The 16,344-nt window shown below is 58.4% G+C and carries 32 protein-coding genes; 13 read left to right on the forward strand and 19 right to left on the reverse strand.

What is annotated here, in order from left to right; translation table 11 throughout:
* From DXY03_RS01760 to DXY03_RS01770, 3 genes are read right to left on the reverse strand one after another with little or no spacing between them, the layout of a single operon-like run.
* Window positions 1-516, reverse strand: a complete 516-nt coding sequence (locus DXY03_RS01760; RefSeq protein ID WP_115008862.1) for a hypothetical protein — start codon at window positions 514-516, stop codon at window positions 1-3.
* A 16-nt stretch (window positions 517-532) separates the two neighbouring features.
* Window positions 533-1,060: a hypothetical protein gene (locus DXY03_RS01765; protein ID WP_115008863.1), complete on the reverse strand. Its 528-nt coding sequence runs from the start codon at window positions 1,058-1,060 to the stop codon at window positions 533-535.
* The gene (locus DXY03_RS01770) at window positions 1,053-1,955 is read right to left on the reverse strand and encodes a cation diffusion facilitator family transporter (RefSeq protein WP_115008864.1); all 903 of its coding nucleotides are present in this window, start codon (window positions 1,953-1,955) and stop codon (window positions 1,053-1,055) included. The genes DXY03_RS01765 and DXY03_RS01770 overlap by 8 nt, the downstream gene beginning before the upstream one ends.
* Before the next feature lie 169 nt (window positions 1,956-2,124).
* Here DXY03_RS01770 and DXY03_RS01775 point away from each other — a divergent pair, with 169 nt between their 5' ends.
* The 5 genes from DXY03_RS01775 to DXY03_RS12010 all read left to right on the forward strand — a co-directional run bounded on the left by DXY03_RS01775 (window position 2,125) and on the right by DXY03_RS12010 (window position 5,606).
* The gene (locus tag DXY03_RS01775) at window positions 2,125-3,408 is read left to right on the forward strand and encodes a YcjF family protein (RefSeq protein WP_115009247.1); all 1,284 of its coding nucleotides are present in this window, start codon (window positions 2,125-2,127) and stop codon (window positions 3,406-3,408) included.
* 141 nt (window positions 3,409-3,549) lie between these two features.
* On the forward strand, window positions 3,550-4,626 hold the full coding sequence (psbA, locus tag DXY03_RS01780; protein WP_115008865.1) for a photosystem II q(b) protein: 1,077 nt from the start codon (window positions 3,550-3,552) through the stop codon (window positions 4,624-4,626).
* Between the two features lie 174 nt (window positions 4,627-4,800).
* Window positions 4,801-4,947 (forward strand): hypothetical protein, encoded by a 147-nt coding sequence (locus DXY03_RS12005; protein ID WP_206749712.1) that lies wholly within the window; start codon window positions 4,801-4,803, stop codon window positions 4,945-4,947.
* A 128-nt stretch (window positions 4,948-5,075) separates the two neighbouring features.
* Entirely contained in the window at window positions 5,076-5,273 is a 198-nt protein-coding gene (locus DXY03_RS01790; protein WP_006851951.1) for a hypothetical protein, read from the forward strand.
* Between the two features lie 180 nt (window positions 5,274-5,453).
* Window positions 5,454-5,606: a hypothetical protein gene (locus DXY03_RS12010; RefSeq protein ID WP_206749713.1), complete on the forward strand. Its 153-nt coding sequence runs from the start codon at window positions 5,454-5,456 to the stop codon at window positions 5,604-5,606.
* Window positions 5,607-5,614: 8 nt separating this feature from the next.
* On the opposite strand, the gene DXY03_RS01795 is transcribed toward DXY03_RS12010, so the two are convergent.
* The 5 genes from DXY03_RS01795 to DXY03_RS01810 all read right to left on the reverse strand — a co-directional run bounded on the left by DXY03_RS01795 (window position 5,615) and on the right by DXY03_RS01810 (window position 7,396).
* Window positions 5,615-5,797: a hypothetical protein gene (locus tag DXY03_RS01795; protein ID WP_041434599.1), complete on the reverse strand. Its 183-nt coding sequence runs from the start codon at window positions 5,795-5,797 to the stop codon at window positions 5,615-5,617.
* A 67-nt stretch (window positions 5,798-5,864) separates the two neighbouring features.
* Entirely contained in the window at window positions 5,865-6,404 is a 540-nt protein-coding gene (locus DXY03_RS01800; protein ID WP_115008867.1) for an ATP-binding protein, read from the reverse strand.
* On the reverse strand, window positions 6,397-6,831 hold the full coding sequence (locus tag DXY03_RS01805; RefSeq protein ID WP_115008868.1) for a nuclear transport factor 2 family protein: 435 nt from the start codon (window positions 6,829-6,831) through the stop codon (window positions 6,397-6,399). Before DXY03_RS01805 ends, DXY03_RS01800 begins: the two co-directional genes overlap by 8 nt.
* Before the next feature lie 117 nt (window positions 6,832-6,948).
* Window positions 6,949-7,074, reverse strand: a complete 126-nt coding sequence (locus tag DXY03_RS12675) for a hypothetical protein (RefSeq protein WP_006850359.1) — start codon at window positions 7,072-7,074, stop codon at window positions 6,949-6,951.
* Between the two features lie 52 nt (window positions 7,075-7,126).
* Window positions 7,127-7,396 carry a hypothetical protein gene (locus DXY03_RS01810; protein WP_006850218.1) on the reverse strand — a complete coding sequence of 90 codons (270 nt, stop codon included), beginning with the start codon at window positions 7,394-7,396 and terminating at the stop codon, window positions 7,127-7,129.
* 97 nt (window positions 7,397-7,493) lie between these two features.
* Here DXY03_RS01810 and DXY03_RS01815 point away from each other — a divergent pair, with 97 nt between their 5' ends.
* Complete coding sequence (locus DXY03_RS01815; protein ID WP_115008869.1) at window positions 7,494-7,724, forward strand: hypothetical protein; 231 nt, start codon at window positions 7,494-7,496, stop codon at window positions 7,722-7,724.
* Here DXY03_RS01815 and DXY03_RS01820 read toward each other — a convergent pair.
* Both DXY03_RS01820 and DXY03_RS01825 read right to left on the reverse strand, forming a co-directional pair.
* A complete protein-coding gene (locus tag DXY03_RS01820) occupies window positions 7,701-8,450 on the reverse strand; it encodes a sulfite exporter TauE/SafE family protein (protein ID WP_115009248.1) in 750 nt (249 codons plus the stop codon). The two genes, DXY03_RS01815 and DXY03_RS01820, sit on opposite strands and share 24 nt — an antisense overlap.
* A 17-nt stretch (window positions 8,451-8,467) precedes the next feature.
* The gene (locus DXY03_RS01825; RefSeq protein ID WP_115008870.1) at window positions 8,468-8,965 is read right to left on the reverse strand and encodes a hypothetical protein; all 498 of its coding nucleotides are present in this window, start codon (window positions 8,963-8,965) and stop codon (window positions 8,468-8,470) included.
* Between the two features lie 77 nt (window positions 8,966-9,042).
* Here DXY03_RS01825 and DXY03_RS01830 point away from each other — a divergent pair, with 77 nt between their 5' ends.
* On the forward strand, window positions 9,043-9,213 hold the full coding sequence (locus DXY03_RS01830; protein WP_244272198.1) for a hypothetical protein: 171 nt from the start codon (window positions 9,043-9,045) through the stop codon (window positions 9,211-9,213).
* 147 nt (window positions 9,214-9,360) lie between these two features.
* Here DXY03_RS01830 and DXY03_RS12015 read toward each other — a convergent pair whose 3' ends face one another.
* Window positions 9,361-9,519: a hypothetical protein gene (locus DXY03_RS12015; RefSeq protein ID WP_170951937.1), complete on the reverse strand. Its 159-nt coding sequence runs from the start codon at window positions 9,517-9,519 to the stop codon at window positions 9,361-9,363.
* Between the two features lie 187 nt (window positions 9,520-9,706).
* Here DXY03_RS12015 and DXY03_RS01835 point away from each other — a divergent pair, with 187 nt between their 5' ends.
* From DXY03_RS01835 to DXY03_RS12020, 3 genes are all read left to right on the forward strand, one after another.
* Window positions 9,707-9,925 carry a CP12 domain-containing protein gene (locus tag DXY03_RS01835; protein WP_006852050.1) on the forward strand — a complete coding sequence of 73 codons (219 nt, stop codon included), beginning with the start codon at window positions 9,707-9,709 and terminating at the stop codon, window positions 9,923-9,925.
* A 91-nt stretch (window positions 9,926-10,016) separates the two neighbouring features.
* Window positions 10,017-10,520, forward strand: coding sequence for a DoxX family protein (locus tag DXY03_RS01840; protein ID WP_250397550.1), 504 nt, complete (start codon window positions 10,017-10,019; stop codon window positions 10,518-10,520).
* Between the two features lie 108 nt (window positions 10,521-10,628).
* Window positions 10,629-10,784: a hypothetical protein gene (locus tag DXY03_RS12020; protein WP_006850963.1), complete on the forward strand. Its 156-nt coding sequence runs from the start codon at window positions 10,629-10,631 to the stop codon at window positions 10,782-10,784.
* Between the two features lie 481 nt (window positions 10,785-11,265).
* Here DXY03_RS12020 and DXY03_RS01855 read toward each other — a convergent pair whose 3' ends face one another.
* The 3 genes from DXY03_RS01855 to rpsU form a co-directional block, all read right to left on the reverse strand.
* Window positions 11,266-11,901: a hypothetical protein gene (locus DXY03_RS01855; RefSeq protein WP_244272200.1), complete on the reverse strand. Its 636-nt coding sequence runs from the start codon at window positions 11,899-11,901 to the stop codon at window positions 11,266-11,268.
* A 24-nt stretch (window positions 11,902-11,925) separates the two neighbouring features.
* Entirely contained in the window at window positions 11,926-12,165 is a 240-nt protein-coding gene (locus DXY03_RS12555; RefSeq protein WP_114988968.1) for a hypothetical protein, read from the reverse strand.
* Window positions 12,166-12,308: 143 nt separating this feature from the next.
* Window positions 12,309-12,485 carry a 30S ribosomal protein S21 gene (gene rpsU, locus DXY03_RS01865; protein ID WP_009790002.1) on the reverse strand — a complete coding sequence of 59 codons (177 nt, stop codon included), beginning with the start codon at window positions 12,483-12,485 and terminating at the stop codon, window positions 12,309-12,311.
* 93 nt (window positions 12,486-12,578) lie between these two features.
* Here rpsU and DXY03_RS01870 point away from each other — a divergent pair, with 93 nt between their 5' ends.
* Window positions 12,579-12,812: a hypothetical protein gene (locus DXY03_RS01870; RefSeq protein ID WP_115008874.1), complete on the forward strand. Its 234-nt coding sequence runs from the start codon at window positions 12,579-12,581 to the stop codon at window positions 12,810-12,812.
* Window positions 12,813-12,824: 12 nt separating this feature from the next.
* Here DXY03_RS01870 and DXY03_RS01875 read toward each other — a convergent pair whose 3' ends face one another.
* The 3 genes from DXY03_RS01875 to DXY03_RS01885 all read right to left on the reverse strand — a co-directional run bounded on the left by DXY03_RS01875 (window position 12,825) and on the right by DXY03_RS01885 (window position 15,333).
* Window positions 12,825-13,142, reverse strand: coding sequence for a hypothetical protein (locus DXY03_RS01875; RefSeq protein ID WP_115008875.1), 318 nt, complete (start codon window positions 13,140-13,142; stop codon window positions 12,825-12,827).
* Between the two features lie 313 nt (window positions 13,143-13,455).
* Window positions 13,456-13,953 (reverse strand): early protein (E6), encoded by a 498-nt coding sequence (locus DXY03_RS12560; RefSeq protein ID WP_115008876.1) that lies wholly within the window; start codon window positions 13,951-13,953, stop codon window positions 13,456-13,458.
* Between the two features lie 3 nt (window positions 13,954-13,956).
* Entirely contained in the window at window positions 13,957-15,333 is a 1,377-nt protein-coding gene (locus tag DXY03_RS01885) for a DUF2130 domain-containing protein (protein WP_115008877.1), read from the reverse strand.
* 87 nt (window positions 15,334-15,420) lie between these two features.
* On the opposite strand from DXY03_RS01885, the gene DXY03_RS12035 reads away from it, so the two are divergent.
* Window positions 15,421-15,561 (forward strand): hypothetical protein, encoded by a 141-nt coding sequence (locus tag DXY03_RS12035; RefSeq protein ID WP_170950583.1) that lies wholly within the window; start codon window positions 15,421-15,423, stop codon window positions 15,559-15,561.
* Between the two features lie 7 nt (window positions 15,562-15,568).
* On the opposite strand, the gene DXY03_RS01890 is transcribed toward DXY03_RS12035, so the two are convergent.
* Window positions 15,569-15,934, reverse strand: coding sequence for a DUF1499 domain-containing protein (locus DXY03_RS01890; protein WP_371637628.1), 366 nt, complete (start codon window positions 15,932-15,934; stop codon window positions 15,569-15,571).
* 32 nt (window positions 15,935-15,966) lie between these two features.
* Window positions 15,967-16,122, reverse strand: a complete 156-nt coding sequence (locus DXY03_RS12040) for a hypothetical protein (protein ID WP_170951911.1) — start codon at window positions 16,120-16,122, stop codon at window positions 15,967-15,969.
* Between the two features lie 45 nt (window positions 16,123-16,167).
* Between DXY03_RS12040 and DXY03_RS12440 the strand changes: the two genes are divergently transcribed.
* Window positions 16,168-16,344 (forward strand): hypothetical protein, encoded by a 177-nt coding sequence (locus tag DXY03_RS12440; protein WP_206749714.1) that lies wholly within the window; start codon window positions 16,168-16,170, stop codon window positions 16,342-16,344.

The raw sequence follows: 16,344 nt of genomic DNA on the forward strand, positions 1-16,344 counted from the left end.
TCAGGCCTCGGTTGCTGCGGTGTTGGTGTCGTCGGTGGAGGTTGCTTCTGACTCCACCACCGGCTCCGCCACTGGTTCGGCCTCCGGCTCGGCAACCGGTTCAGCTGCAGCCTCCGGCTGGGGTTTGGCCGGTCGGGCAAAGGGATTCGGACGGGATCCGCGGCCATCACGCTCATCGTCAAAGCGGCGGCCACGACCACCACCGTCACGACCAGCACCATCACGCCGGCCGCCTCGGGCAGGCTGATTTTTCTGCTGTTCGATCAGAGCGTCCAGTTGGCCGTCCTCCAGCATTTGGCCAAGGCTGCGGACCGCGAAACCCAGCACAGCCACGGTCGAGCGGAGATTGAAGGCCTCCTGCAGGGCCCGGGCTGAGCGCATTTCGTTGTCACTCAGGCGAATCCGGAAGCCTCCGCCTTCACGGCCGCCACCACGGTTGCCACGACTGCGCTGACCATCTCGGCCGCCGTCTCCCTGTCCCGCCTGTTGTTGGGGATCGCTGTAGGAATCACTCATGGCCCATGGCCTGGAATCAGGCGCAAGTGTGACGCATCACCGGGGTGTTTTCGGTGATCCAGAGCAGCTGGTGGCATTCAACGCTGTTCTTCCGAGCCAGTACCAGCATCGGAACCACCGTGATCCCCCGTTCAATCCGTTCGCGATAGCTGCTCACCAGTTGTCGGTACCGCTCGGCTGTCCAACCGTGGATGGCCGTGTCACGACTGTTCCAGTAGTCCTGCAGCGCTCTTTGGCAGTCCTCGATGCCGAACTCCCGCCAGCAGCTCTGTTGGGCCAACAGTGGATCCATCCCCTGCTGCAGCAACCGCCGGTAATGCACCAGTTCCGGGGCTTCATCACGCCCATCCGGAGGGAGCCAACGATGCAGCTCGGTCAGGGGAGTTCGAGACAGCCGCAGCCAGCACCGCTCCCGCAGCAACACCGGCAGTTGCCACGACCAGCTCTCGGCACGACGGACTTCATCGAGCACCTCAATCAGCCCCCGCTGCTGACGCTCGGTCAGTCCAGCCAGCGCCTGGGTTGTGGTGTCGACCTCAGCCATGGGCGCCGGTGTAGGTGATCCCGTCCTCCACGTAGTCCTTGGGTTCCAGATGGATGGTGCACCGCACCGGCCCGAAACTTTCGTCCAAGCGCTCTTCCACCTCTTCGGTGATCCGGTGCGCCTTGGTGAGGTCGTCTGCGTCGACAACCATATGCATTTCGATGAACACCTGCTGGCCCGGTACGCCCCGGCTGGCGATGTCGTGGCAGTTCAAGACACCGGCGGTGGCCATCGCTTCGGCATAGATGGCTTCAGGTGCAACCGCCATGTGGTCCACCAGCCAGGGCAAGGTTCCGCGCAGCACCTGCCAGCACACACGGATCAGCAGGAGTGCCATGGGGATGGCCAGCGCAACGTCGAGCCAGCTCACCTGCAGCCACACCGCCCCGGCCATGCCCACCAGCACCACCACGGTGGTCCAAACGTCGCTCGCCGCATGTTGAGCATCCGCTTTGAGCAGGTTGCTGTTCAGCCGCCGACCTTCCCGCAACTCATACCCCGCCAGCAGGAGGTTGAACCCCAGCACCAGCGTGAGGAGCACCAGCTCCTGGCTGGTCACCCGGATCGGTGGCAGGCCCTCGAGCAGCCTTTCCCCTGAACGCAGCAGGATCTCAAGGGCTGTGAACAGGATGAAACCAGCGATGCCCAGGGCTCCCACCGCCTCGTATTTGCGGTGGCCGTAGGGGTGATCCCTGTCGGGGCGCGGATCAGACAGTTTGTTGGTGACCAGTCCCGTGAGGCTGGACAACGCATCGGTGGCGCTGTGCATGCCATCAGCGATCACCGCCAGGGAACCACTCATGGCCCCCACCAGAAGCTTCAGCAGCGACATGCTGATGTTCAGGCCCAGGGCCACCATCAGAACCCTGCGCACCCCCCGGCGGTTGTCGACCATCGCATTGGGATGACTGTGTGTCACGGCTGACTCCGGCCTGTTCCCAACTTATGGAGAACTCGTGTTTCTGGCCTGAAGTTCTGGTGTCAGGTGGTGGGTTGAGCTAAGAAGGGCCACTGCTACAGCAGCCGTTCTGTTGAAACTCCCGGCTTCATGGCCAGACCTGGTGATGCCACCGTCGTCGCTGCTGCGGCCGTTGGCTCTGGCTGGAGCTGGTCTGCTTGCTGGACAGTGGCTGATCAGTGATGTGATGCATGTTCCCGGCGGGGGGCTGGGTCTGCTGGCCGCCGGTGGCGTTGTGATCTGGCTTGGCCGCAAGCCAAGTCAGCCGCGGTTTGCGGCGCCGGTCTCTCTTGATGGATGGATCGCTCGGTGCCAGGAGGTGCTGGATCAATTCGCACGTTTCGAGCAGCAATCCTCTGCCGATCTGGCCCGTCGCGCTGAACTGAAACGGGTGCTGGACCGCTTCGGTCCTGTGCGCATGGCAATGGTCGCCTTGGGGGGCTCTCAGGGACCGAATGAGGCAGACCTCAGCAGCTCTCTTGCTGGCCCGGCGCCGGTGACGCTGTCGCTCTGCCATCCCCTGACCACCGACGACGGCAGCCGTTCCTGGCCCGGCGGCCTGCTGGATCAGGATCTGATTCTGTTCTGCCTGCAGACGCCTCTGCTGGCTTCAGATCTGCTCTGGCTGCAGCAGGTGCCGGACGATCAGCCGGCCTGGCTGCTTGTGTCGACCGACGCGAAGGACGCATCCACCGATGCCGTCGCGGCTGTTCGGGATGACCTTCCCGAGCGCTGGCGTGAGCGGATTTTGGTTCAGGAGTCTTCGATGCAGCTGCGCACTGCACTGGCACCGTTGCGCCGTTCGCTGAAACAGGCTGCGTTGGAGACGCGTCCGCGACTCCTGGCGGACTTGCATCGCCGTTGGCAGCGTGACCTCGAATCGCTTCGGCGCGAACGCTTTCTGCAGATCCAGCAGCGCACCCAGTGGCTGGTGGCCGGGTCGGTGATGGCCTCCCCCATCGCCAGCCTTGATCTTCTGGCCGTGGCGGTGGCGAACGGTTTGATGATCAAGGAGATGGGAGAGATCTGGGGAACATCGCTTCAACCGGATGTGCTGAGGGAAGCTGCGGCGCAGCTGGCTCGGGTGGCCCTCGCCCAGGGCGTGGTGGAGTGGACCGGACAGACCTTGCTTGGGCTGGCCAAGCTGGATGGGGGGAGCTGGCTGATCGCCGGTTCAATGCAGGCCCTCAGTGCTGCTTACCTCACCCGTGTGGTGGGACGCTCCATGGCGGATTGGCTGGCGATCAATGCCGGCGTTGACGAGCTTGATCTTGTGGCGTTGAAGCAGCAGGCACCGTTGTTGGTGGCTCGGGCTGCAGAGGAGGAACGGGTGAATTGGAATGGCTTCGTTCAGCAATCCCGCGAGTGGCTACTTCATGCAACTTCATGAATGCTTAGTAAAGCGCTTAATGAAGTTTTTTTGAGACCTGATTCTGATTGTTGAGTTGTCATGTAACGGAACGTTCCGTCCATACACTTGATCCACCTATCCCTTTTTTGAGGGAGAGGTTCATCCGTCTTCTTTTCTTCCATGTCCACCGCAATTCGCAGCGGACGCCAGAGCAATTGGGAAGCCTTTTGTCAGTGGGTGACCGACACCAACAACCGCATCTATGTGGGTTGGTTCGGCGTGCTGATGATTCCCTGCCTCCTGGCGGCCACCATCTGCTTCACCATTGCCTTTATCGCCGCTCCCCCGGTTGATATCGATGGCATCCGCGAGCCCGTCGCTGGCTCCTTGATCTACGGCAACAACATCATCTCCGGTGCTGTTATTCCGTCTTCAAACGCCATTGGCCTGCACTTCTACCCCATCTGGGAAGCTGCTTCCCTCGATGAGTGGCTGTACAACGGCGGCCCTTATCAGTTGGTCTGCTTCCACTTCCTGATCGGCATTTCCGCCTACATGGGTCGTCAGTGGGAACTCTCCTACCGCCTGGGCATGCGCCCCTGGATCTGCGTCGCCTACAGCGCTCCGCTGTCTGCAGCGATGGCTGTTTTCCTGGTGTACCCCTTCGGTCAGGGTTCCTTCTCTGATGGCATGCCCCTGGGCATTTCTGGCACCTTCAACTTCATGTTGGTGTTCCAGGCTGAGCACAACATCCTGATGCACCCCTTCCACATGCTGGGCGTCGCAGGTGTTTTCGGCGGCAGCTTGTTCTCCGCCATGCACGGCTCCCTGGTGACCTCCTCCCTGGTGCGTGAAACCACCGAGAGCGAGTCCCAGAACTACGGCTACAAGTTCGGCCAAGAGGAAGAGACCTACAACATCGTGGCTGCCCACGGTTACTTCGGTCGCCTGATCTTCCAATACGCCTCCTTCAACAACAGCCGTAGCCTTCACTTCTTCCTGGGCGCCTGGCCTGTTGTCGGCATCTGGTTCACGTCCATGGGCATCAGCACCATGGCCTTCAACCTGAACGGCTTCAACTTCAACCAGTCCATCCTGGATAGTCAGGGCCGCGTCCTGAACACCTGGGCTGATGTGCTGAACCGCGCCAACCTCGGCATGGAAGTGCAGCACGAGCGCAACGCTCACAACTTCCCCCTCGACCTGGCTGCTGCTGAGTCCACTCCTGTGGCTCTGCAGGCTCCTGCCATCGGTTGATCTGGAATCAACCTGTTCCTTTTGGAACAGCCAAAACGATTCAGATCAACTGAATCGGAAAGCCCCCTCCTCGGAGGGGGCTTTTTGTTGCTGTGTTCGCTGTGAAGGTTGGGCGGTGTATCAGGCCCCTTCAGGGCACCATCCGATCTGCTTCTCCAGCCGTTGCATCCATTAATGGCAGCGGTGTGTGAGGTGTGCTCCCTGGGGGATGCGCTGTTGGTGGTGTGCACAGGCTGGCTGGGTGACCCCCGCCTCAGCAAGGGTGTGCTGAAAGTGCTGGCAGGTGAGGCACACCATGAGGGACCGGCTCGGTCGGAGTAGCCCTGATCCCATCGGTGGCCAGGCGCTTGGCGGCGGAGCGTTGACGAAGCCCATACGCGTCTTATTGGTAGCTATGTACTACTCGCAGTCCTTTTGGTTGTCAACGTGGTGTTGGTGAGAATGGAGTCATGAGTGAGCCTCGCCCCACCCTCCAGTTCGATCTGGACCTTGAAGCTGTTCGCCTGCTCCACCGCTCGGTGAGCTTTCACCTTGAGAAATGGCCCGGAGGGCCAGATCCCAGAGAGCAGGAGGCCCTGCAGTCGATGAAGACCTTGCTCACGGCAGCGTTGCTTGAGTTCAGCCTTGACCAGGACGGTCAGCGCTGAAACCTGCTCCTTTCACGGCTGAGCAGGGAAGCAGCGACAGCGCTGCGTTGGCCGCTGTACAACGCATTGAGTCGGTTCAGGCCTGGCTGGACTGCATCGCAACCTGTTGCATTAACGATGGAAGAGAACTGGGCTCCAGCAGCTTTGGTTCCTGCGTTGTTCTCTTAAGCCGTTGTCCCCGTGGGTTTGTTGATCGCCCTTGCCATCGTCGTGGTGCTGTCCTGGCTGGGATGGCGTTGGAATCAGCTCGAATGTGCTGAAAGCCGCTCCGTCAGCGGCCGTTTGGTGAAGCGGATGCGTCGTCATTCGCGGCGACGCAAGCACCATCACTAGGCCTTCAATCAGGCCATGGGCATGCGACAACCCAGTTGAATCGTGCCTTCGTCGATCAACCGGCCCAGCCGTTGGGCGACAGCCTCCTCAGTTCGTGTGAATTGATCTTGGCGGGCGGTCACCCACGCCATCTCACCGTTGGTGATCACGCCGGTGGACATGGCTTCGAGAAAGAGTTCGCCGAGTGTCATGACACTTGTGCCGTTGGGATCACGTTGATGGGACTCCGAAGGGGGTGCATGACCTACTCACCTTTCTTCATGGCAAGGGGTCAAGGATGGTTTGGAGGGCTCGGTTGATCTGATCGCTGAGCTGGGGGGCGGCGGGATTGAGGCGGATCAAGCTTGCGAATCCTTCGCTGAGGTCGGGCCTGTTGGGGGGGCTGTTCAGGCTCAGGTGCATCGCACGAATCACGGCCTCTGGAACGCACCGTTGGCGGCTGCGGTTCCAGGCCAGGCACTGATCCAACGGTGTCTGCAACCACCAGCCGGTCCATGGCAGGTGCTGGCCCCCCATGCTTCGCTGCATCAACCCTTGGCGCCAGTTGAGTTGTGCATGGGTTGCATCCACCAGCACGTTGTCGCCATCGGCGATGGCGCGGTCGATGGCGCCATGCAGATGCGGTTCCAATTCAGACCAAGGCCCCTGCACATTCGCGTCTCCCCAGAGCTGTTCCCTCAGGGCGTCATTGGCGATCACCCGTGCAGGGAGCAGCGGAGCGAGGATCGTGGCGAGGGTGGTCTTGCCGCTGCCCGGGGGGCCGATCAACAGATGGCCATGGGGCCGTGGTTCAGGCAACGAAGCGTTTGTAGAGCCAGCGCACCATTCCACCAATCACGGGCACTGGAGCAAACGTGGGGCCGACGAAATCGAAATAATCGCGGTGGTCCCCGATCTTTCCATCTGAATTGAAGCGGAGCCGGGTCGCCCCGGGGTAGATGAACTCAATCCCTTTGATCTTGAGGCCCATGCGCCATTCAACAAAGGCTGTTTCACCGTTCACCACCACCGATTCCGTTTCCAGGAACACGTCATCACAGCGCTGCATCAGACCATCCTGGGCAAGGATGTAGGCGTCAATGCCCTGCCGTTCCTGGGTTGGATCGGTGAAATGCACGTCACTGGCATAGACGGCCTTCCACTGCGCAGCTGTGGGGCCTGGCGTGCCGTAGGGCTTGGTGAACAGGGCACGGATCTGTTCTGCGTCCAGCGGAGGGTGAAGCATGGGTGTTGTCATCAGAAATCGGCGCCTACCTGAGCTGTCATGGTTTCGGCCCAGCTCACGCTGGGAACCAGGCCGAGGCCGAGAAGTCCAGCCGTGGCGAGGAATCGATGAATGGAGTCAGTTGAAAAACCCCTTGGACTGAAGCCAGAGGCCGATGGCGACCAGGGGCCCGAAGCCGGCGATCAACACCGTGATCTTGAGGCGCAGCGGTGACACCTGGGGTTTGGTCTCTCGAAGAGCCATGGCAAGGCACGAAGGCAAGTGAACCTAAACGCTGTGCTGCGTTCGTGCCTGTTCAGAGCTCGTACTCCTCTTCAAACTGCTCAATCAAGCCCTTGTACAGCGCCAGAAGACCCTCGGTTTCTTCGCAGAATCCGTCCGTTGTGTACTTCGCGATCAGATTCACCACGGCGCTGCGGATTTGCGTGAAGGCGCCGAGGTACTCACCCTGGATGTCTTCATCGCGGATGTCGTTGATCAGCGCGCCCACCAGCTCAATCTTGCGCTTGGCAGCGGCCATCTCCGCTTCCATCTCTTTGTTGAGCTTGCGGCGTTTCTTCGGCATCCCCTCAACCGGTTCAATCAGCGACATTACGGGAGCCGCAGGCCTTCCTCGTTCGAGCGACTTCCCCTAGCGTCGGGTTCGCTCAACCCATGGCCTTGTGAATCGGACCTTCCGCGGTGTTGCCTACGTGTCCGTCTGGGTGGTGATCTGGGGAACGGTGGCGTCCTTGATGGACTGGATGCTGCTGACAGGTGAGGTTTACGAGACGGCCAGCTCTGGTCAGGCGGTGACGTTCATCGCCTACGGGGCCGCAACAGTGGTGTTGGCCACGCGGTTTTCGGGGCGTTTCCTTGCAGATGCCGATTCAGAGGCTGCGGATCAGGAGTGATCCGCCCATCAGCAGCGCCAAGATCTCGAACGCTTTTTTGACTAGGCGGCTTCCTTTCACCAGGGAATAGTGGGCCCCCAGGAAGCCTCCGATCAGTGAACCCAGCACCAGCTGTGGAAGCCAGTCCCAACGGATTTCGCCGCTCAAACCCAGCACTAGCGCCCCGGTGCCATTCCACCCCAGGCCCACCAGCACCAGGGTGTGAGCAACGGCTCTGGCGTAGCTCAGCCCAAACCAGCGCACCAGCCACAGGGTGACGAACAACCCTGTGCCTGAGGTGAGGGAACCGTTGAGAACGCCAATGATGAACAGCCCGCAGCTGCCAAGCCCAACGGTGCGGGCTGTCAGTGGGTAGGGCTGATCTGTCGTCCCCAGATCTGGTTTCCGAGCCGAATAAACCCCCAGCCCCAGGGTCAGCAGCCCAAGGCTCGCGGTGGCCACTTGATCGGGCAGCGCAAGAACCATGCTGGCTCCCACAAACACACCTGGGAGACCGGCCGCCAACACCAGCGCCGAGCGTTTCAGGTCAAGGCTGCTGGCACGCCAATGACGCCCACTCGCTCCCAGCCCCAGCGCAACACTGGCCACCTTGTGGGTGGCCAATGCCATGGAGAAAGGAAGGCCCAGAAGGATGAGGGCGGGCAGTTGCACCAGTCCTGCTCCCCCTCCCGCCAGAGCCGAGAGGGCATTGGCGCCAATGGCGATGCCCAGCAGGGCGATTTGCATCAGCAGTTCGGAGACACTCAATCTCGTGTCAGGAAGGCGATGGGAACTGAAAAGGTGACGATGCGGTGGGGATCCCCCGGGAGAATGGCGACGCAGGCCACTTCACGATCAGCGTGAGCCTCGCGGGACTGCACCACAAAGGCTGTGGCGTCTTCGATGCTCCACATCGGGGCATCACCACAACGGCGTTCATCCCTGTAAGCCTGCCAGACCTCGCAGAACGCCTCCCCATCCTCACCACGTTTCATTTCCGTCAGCGCCTGTTCCAGACCCACGTCTTCGAACCGTTCGAACAGCCGCACCATCAACGGGTGGGCAATGGTGGATGAGGCCTTCAGGGTTGAGTTGATCGTGCCGATGGCACTCACTATCAGCTTTGGTTTGGAGCGTCGTGCATCGATCACTCCCACAGGCAGATTGAGATCCCAGCTTGGGTGTCCGCTGACGGCACAGGCCAGATCGAACAGCCCCAAGCTGCATTGCTTGATCAGGCTCTGAATGGTCTCTCGATCCATAGCTCAGTTCCGCGTGGCCCGATTCACCGTTTGCGTTCCAGTGTTGCCAGGATGGCCTTCGGTTGATGCCGCTGTGGATGTCCCTGGTTCAGATCTACCTTGATGCCGTCACCCACCAGGTGATCACCAGTGAAGAGCTTGCCTATGTGGCCGGCCATCAGGAGCAATTTGATCGAACCGAACGGAAACTCACTGCACGGCTTGAACAGTTGATTGGCGCAGGGAATATCAGTGTTGGAACGCGTTGATTATCCGAACAAAAAGCGTTGAAGCCGTTTCAGGAATTGGCGCAGGGGCTTTTTGTCACGGCTAAAAATCTGCCGCTCATCTGACAGCATCGCGCGACTCACCCGATCTGCGCTTCTGATAGGCGGGAAAGCCTGTCCCGTCAACCTTCACGGCAGGGCAACCACCCCCGACCAACTCTGCAGAACGTCAGGTGCGCCTTGGGTCAGGGCGGCAACAGCACTGGCTGAGCCAATTCCGATTCCCACCACAACTCCTACGGCGAAGACAAGCAGCCCCGTCAGAACGCTGCGTTCGGAAGATTGCATCCACTCAACATCAGCCAACCCGACTTTCCTGCGGCCATCGTCCAATGGCCACTGTGGTGTCACAGGACGTGATGGGGCCCGGAGCGGATCTGTTGTGTGGTTTCGGCCACAAAGGTAGATCTACCGACTGATCGATCGGGGTGGTCTTCGCTAACAACCGAATGTCAGCCAGATGACAGTTTCAGTCATGAAAACGATTGACGAGCACATCCAGAAGGACCAGGAGGAGTTCCTTAAGGCCCTGTCTGAGCACAACGAAGGCAAGGTGCGTCATCTCACGGAGGAGCTGCAGTGGCTGTTGGATCACAAGAAGGAATTCCCTGATGATCCCCATGACCCCTCACCCCTTGAGTTGTTCTGCGAGCAGAACCCCGATGAGCCCGAGTGCCTGGTCTACGACGACTGAGTAAAAGTACCCATTCCTTGCTCCGCCCTGGCGCGAAGCCGCGTAACTACACGCAACTTATTTAAGTTGTGTGTAGTCGATGTGTTCTGTGGTGATTCGCGCCATTCTGACCCGCCCCATTGCTGGCGATCTCGGTCTGCTCCTGCTTCGGGTGTTCACCGGCGCGCTGCTGATTCACCACGGTTACGAAAAGCTCGCCAATATCGAGAATTTTGCAGATGCATTCGTACGCCCTCTGCATCTGCCCTTCCCGATCCTTCTCTCCTACGTTGCAGCGTTCTCGGAGGTGATCGGCAGCTGGCTGTTGATTACTGGGTTGCTGACGCGGATGGGAGCCTTGGCAGTCGCCGGGACCATCTCCGTCGCCATTTATCACGCCATCGTCACAGCGGGCTTCAACATCTATCTCTTGGAGCTTCTTGGCCTTTATTTCGCGGCTGCCGTGGCCGTTCTCGCCTGCGGCCCAGGCGTCTTTTCCATTGATGAGCTCATCGCCCGTCGGCTTGAGCCCGACATGCAGTTTTCCGCTGCGGAAGACACGGATTTCGCCGCTGGCGAAGCCGCTGTTCTGGAAGAAGCCGTGGCCAGCCGCTGAACACCAGTGTGATCAGATTCAAAAGCCCCGCCATCGCGGGGCTTTTTTTATGGCTGGCGACGGTACGGGCGAAAGACGCGTCAGAATCATCGAAGTTGGATCAACGCGATGAAAGAGGTCAGCCTGCTCGAGATGATTGGCCGTTCTCTGGCAAAGGTTGCTGCAGGGGCTGGTGTTGCAGCAGTGTTGATTTGGCTCACCTACGTGATGCTTGATGTTGGTCATATGCAGTCGGGCTTCACCCTGCCCCAATCCAGTTACTGAACTCAGATGCAGTGGAATGATCTTGAATCTCCGGTTCTGATCATTGCTTCGCTGTTGATTGTTCTGCAGGTTTGTTGGATTGGAGCTGTGCTTCGCCGCAACCAACGCAGGCGCTTGGGGGAACCCCTCAGTACCACAGCATTTCAACGTGAACTCCAGCGGATTTTTTCAAGAGTGAACGGACTCTCCTGAGCCATGAAGCAACTTCCAGGTCAACAGAGCAGAACCCTGCCGCGATGGCTTAAGACGGTCATGGCAGGTGCAATCACCGTGATTGCCACCATTTGGCTGATGTCGTTGCTCCCCTTTCTGCTTCTCGCAGCCTTGGTGCTTTCAATCGCGCTCATCCCAATCACCCGTCGGCTGAGAAGGGAGATGGAAGAGGCTGGATTCAGTGTTGATGAACCCAGGTCGAATGTTCAGCGCCCTGATCTCAACATCACCCCCTGGCACCGACAGATCCGCAATATCTGGAGAGACTTCAGCTCTTGAACAGCTCGTTCGCCATTGAGCGATAACGACCAAGAGAACTGCCTGCCCGACGAAACTTTGTGGGCACACGTTGTCCCGGCAACAGGTTCAACGGAGCGAAATTCACCAACGTCAGCTCTGCGCGCTGCTGCTGTTCGGCTGCCAGCAATTCGGCAATTGCTTCTGCTGTGGTTTGTGCGGGAGCTGCGCTCTCAGAAACAGTTTCGGTGGTCTCCACCGGCTCGGTCTTGAGAGATGTTTTGGCCTTGGAGGTGCCGAGGGGCCACAGAAAAACCAGACTCAGCAAAAGAGCAACGGCGGCCGTGAGGGTGCCGGTGAGTCCAAAGGCCAAACCCTGAAAATTCCACAGCAACCCGGAACCCGCCATGCCGAAGGTGCCGAGGATTGCCAGCATCAGGCCGAGGAAGGATGCCTGTGGTGCCTTGAATTTGAGCGGCTGGCTGGCTTCAGGGACTTCAACGGGTGAAAGTCGTGGTTCAGGCCGAAGCAGAACAAAGCTGATTCCCAGCAGAACCAATGCCGTAACCGTGCTGCCAAGCCCCAGAGTGCGGCCCTGAAAATTCCAAAGCAAACCACCGCCGGCAAGACCTGAAACTCCGAGGGTTGCCAATGCAAGTCCGCTCAAGAAAGGAAGACGATTGCGCATGGCTCAGTTGCTCCGGTTTTGCATGGCGGCGTAAGCAACGGCTCCGCCAGTAATCACAGTGAGTAGGCCTGTGGTGAGTAAGAAGCTCACCAACATGGCGAATCCAAGAACAGATCCCAGGAGGGACATCTTGATTCGCAGCAATTTCGACTTCATCAACAACACCAACAGCAAGACCACGGTGGTCTTCAAGCCAGCGATTTTTGCCGCACTGATCGGGCAAAAAGGATTGATTAACACCATTGGCTGGTCTTGGTCTTCTTAAGCATTTATGAAGTCTGGCGAAAACCAGAGCGCACCGTGAAAAGAGCACCGTGAAGAGGGCGACGGATGGGCACAAAAAAACGGGCCCTCGGGCCCGTTTGCAGCTGACGTGTCGCGCGAGCTCAGCGACGACGGTTGCGTGAACGCTGCTTCAGCTTGCGCTTGTATTTCTCAACGGGGGTCTCGTGGTGACGGATCCGACGCAGATCAGAAAAGATGCCGGCTTTGGCGACGGAGCGCTTGAAGCGACGCAACGCGGATTCAATACCTTCGTTTTCGCCGACTGTGACCTGACTCATCCGTTCCCCGAAAGAGAGCAATAAACTACAACCTTACCAGCCGCCCTCTGCCCCATCCCCCACCACCTGCCCGGGGTGGGATGGGTCTCTTGCATGACGCTTGTTGAAGAGATCGTGGCGCTTCCCGGCTTCTGCTTTGGGATGGGTCCATCACTCCGGCAGGCCTCTGTCTTGTCCCTCACGCACTGCCCCCTGTGCATTGGTCTGGCTGTTCTTTCGGCCGTTCGATTTATGGCCCACTGCGTGATGGCCGTTCAGCTCGAACGCAGCACGGCAGGGGAGTCAACCCATCCCGCCATGCTGCTGGGCACTCTGTTTGAGCTCTAGAGCAGTTCCGCCTCAGGGATCGCTGGGATCAACCAGCTGCAGATAGGCCGTATCGGCGTTCTGCAGGGCTACATCATCGTGATGAGCGTCAACGCTGTAGATGAGGTGAAGCAGGCGGCCGCGATCCATGCCACGGTCGGCTACGTCTTTCCAGAGGCGTGAGCTGAGCTCCGCATCACGCCATTTGAGCTGGGCATCGACCAGTGCCCGCGTCATCGCGATGTAGCTCTGCCGGTCGTTGCGCAGCCGGTCTTCGGAGAAGCTGTGTTGAGTTGCCGGCTTGAGCAGATTGCGAATCGTCTTTGAGGCCGCCTTCAGCACCTTTGGCATCGTCGTTTTACGACTCAGTTCAGTCTGATTCGGTCGTCTGGGCTGACAACGGAGTGAAATGCCTATGCCTGGATCAGAAATGAGTATTTGAACTCACTCCAGCGGGACGGTAGTGCTGATGACTTTTTGTAAAGTCAAACCAGTTAAGTTCAGTCAGCTGTTTTTAAGCCTGTGGAAATACTTGTGATGGCAGCCGTATTTGTGCCCTTTTCTGCCCTCGTGATGAATGCATTTTCCGGTGATTCGGAAGACGATTTCGATTTCCTCTGAATGGAAGCCAAGCTCCTGGCGATGATGGCCTTTGGTGCCGCTGTTATGACCCTTTGGGCTTGGTTGATGGCGAATTTGCCGCGGATGGGGTTTGACCGGAGCAAGCCTGACAACCGCCGTTGATGCGGTAGGGCGCGAGGTGTCCACGCAGGCAAGTTGTGCCGCGGAAGAAGAGTTTTTGTCCCAGTTCTCGAGCGTGAGCATCGGTGAGCGGTAGAGAAAGCCAGCGATCAGGCACTTGACCCTTCAGCTGTGATCTGGCTTCCAGCGCTGCTTGGCGGCGTTGTTTTTCCTCCCGATCGTTTTTGCGATAAACACCTTCAATTTGAAGTTCGCGGGAACAGGTTTCACAGGCATTCACGGTGGGCTTGCGGCGAGCCGTGTTCAGCGACAACTTGTCGCTGGGAACTTCACGCTCGGCCCCGCAGCTGCAGCGGCACCACCAAAAAGCGTTTCCTGCTTTGGTTCGCCGTTCGGATGCGCGCACCACGGTGAGTTTGCCGTAAATCTCGCCAATGCGGTTGCGTGGACTGGAGGGCATGGCTCAGGCCGATTTCTGATCAGGAGCGTTGTTCAAGTCAGCAAACTTGGCTGCCATCGTTGGATTGCGTCGGGTCAACTTTTTAACGGTCACATCCTGTGCCTTGTCATTGGCAAGCCTCAGGTTTCGATCAGCACCCATCAGGGCATCCTTGGTTTTTTGGAGGTGATCGATCGACTTATCGATTTCATCGATTGCCGTTTGGAAGCGTCTGGAGGCGAGGTCGTAGTTGCGTGAGAAGGCTGATTTGAAGGTTTCGAGGTCGTTCTCGAAATTAGTGACATCAATGTTCTGTGCCTTCACCAGAGCCAGTTCAGCTTTGTATTCCAGAGACTTCATGGCTGCATTGCGGAGCAATGTGATGAATGGAATAAAGAATTGTGGGCGAATGATGTAGGTCTTCGGGAAGCGATGAGACACATCAACAATGCCTGAATTGTAAAGCTCATTTTCAGGCTCCAGCAGGGAGACTAGCACCGCATACTCGCAATTTTTTTCGTTTCTGTCTTTATTTAGCTCTTTGAGAAAGTCTTCGTTTTTCTTTTTGGTGGCCGTTGCATCAACCTCATTTTTCATCTCAAACATGATCGAGATGATTTCGTTGTTGTGGTCGTCCTGGTCGCGAAAGATGTAGTCACCCTTGCTTCCACTGCGCACGTCGTTGTCTTTTTCGAAATAGGCCTTGGGGAACGCCGCTGCACGAATCCTGTTGAATTCGGTTTCGCAGTGTTGCTCGAGGGTTTCTCCCACCATTTTGGTGGAAAGCCGCGCCTTCATGTCGCGCAAGCGTTCAATGGCCTGATCCCGATCACTGAGCTGGGCTTCGTAGCGATCTTTCAGTGATTGAGATTCCAGTTGATGCTTCAGTTCCGCTTCCTTCAAGCCGCTTTGAAGTGCATCGCGTTGCTTCTCCACGGAACTGACCGCTTCATTCACGGCCAGCTGGCGCTGCATGGCTCCAGCCTGGAGCTTCGCCTGCAAATCCCTCACTTCACTGTCTTTTTGCAGCGTCATCGCCTGCATTTCTTTGGCGAATTTGGTTTCAGCCAGGCGTAGTTCTGTCGCCTGCTGCTCACGAATTTGCTGGAGCTCAGCGGCAATGCGATCACGCTGCTTCTCCGCTTTGTTCACGGCATCTTTAATCGCCAGTTCCTGATGGATTGCACTTTGCTTGAGTTGTGCCTCAAGCGTTTGCATTTCCCTGTCTTTTTTGGCAACGGCCAACTCGATGGCATTGCGTTTGTCCTGTTCGGCGAGGGCCAGTCGCTTGTTCAGTTGCTGTTCAAATTCACGATCCCTCACCTGTTTGAGGATGTCGGCATACCCGGCCTCATCCACCTTGAAGGCGGTATTGCAGTGAGGGCAAATGATGTCGTGCATGTCTGACGATTTGTGTTGAACGTTCGCGCTACGTGCTGGGATTTTATCCGGCTCTGGCTAATACGAGATCAGCCCACGGTTCATGCCATGCCTGATTGGATCGATCCACGTTCGCTGCTCGACACGGTGATCATCTTGAGCATCGTGGCCTTGGCCGCCATCGGATTCGTGGTTGGCATCAAGGAAATGATCATCGATCTGAGCAAACTGCGTCGCGCCAAGGTTTAAGCGGCCTTCAGCTCTCCAGCCCCGACCGCAGCGCCGCCAATCGTGCGGCGTTCACACCAAGATCCGAGTCGCCGAGACGCGACTCGGACCGTGCCTGGATCCGGTTGTTGTTTCGATCAGCGAACAGCTCCAGGTCATCCACAAAGCCAAAGAAAGCGCTGCTGGCCTCGGCATGCAGGTAGGTCTCGGTTTGATCAATCACAACCGTCCGCGGCGACTCCTGCACCAACCCACTCAGCTTGCTGAAGTCCGCCATCGGGTTAGAGCTCGCCCAGGTTTGGCTGGAACAGTGAGCTGTTGTCGGGCAGTCGCGCAACGCCCCGTTGCTCACGCCGAGATCCGCAGGGACGGGGCCAGAAAGATGGAAGAGCATCAACACGGGGGTCAGTAGGCCGGCAAGGAAGGTCACTGGTCTCTGCGGGAACGACCGCCCCAGTTCAGCATCCAAAGCCAGATGCCGAAGAGGGTTCCAACGGGTAAGGCGATCACCACCAACTGGCTGATCACGAACTGGTGCACCTCAGGATCCACGGTTGCGCTGGTGAGGGGATATGCAGGCAAGACTCGCGTCCCGTTCGCCATCATGGAGCGCATTGCTGGGCAACGATGACGAATCCGGGTTGGATTGTGCTCGCATGGTTGGTAGTGGCGCTGGCGTCTGCCCTCAAGTTTTGGTCGATCACGCGCCCTTATCGCGACAAAACAGCTCTTTCCCGTGGGCAAACCGTTGACGAAGCACGTCAGCAATTGGAACGACGCTGGCGAAACGACAGCAAAGTGTGA

It is taken from the genome of Synechococcus sp. N5, from assembly GCF_900473925.1.
GTDB lineage: Bacteria > Cyanobacteriota > Cyanobacteriia > PCC-6307 > Cyanobiaceae > Parasynechococcus.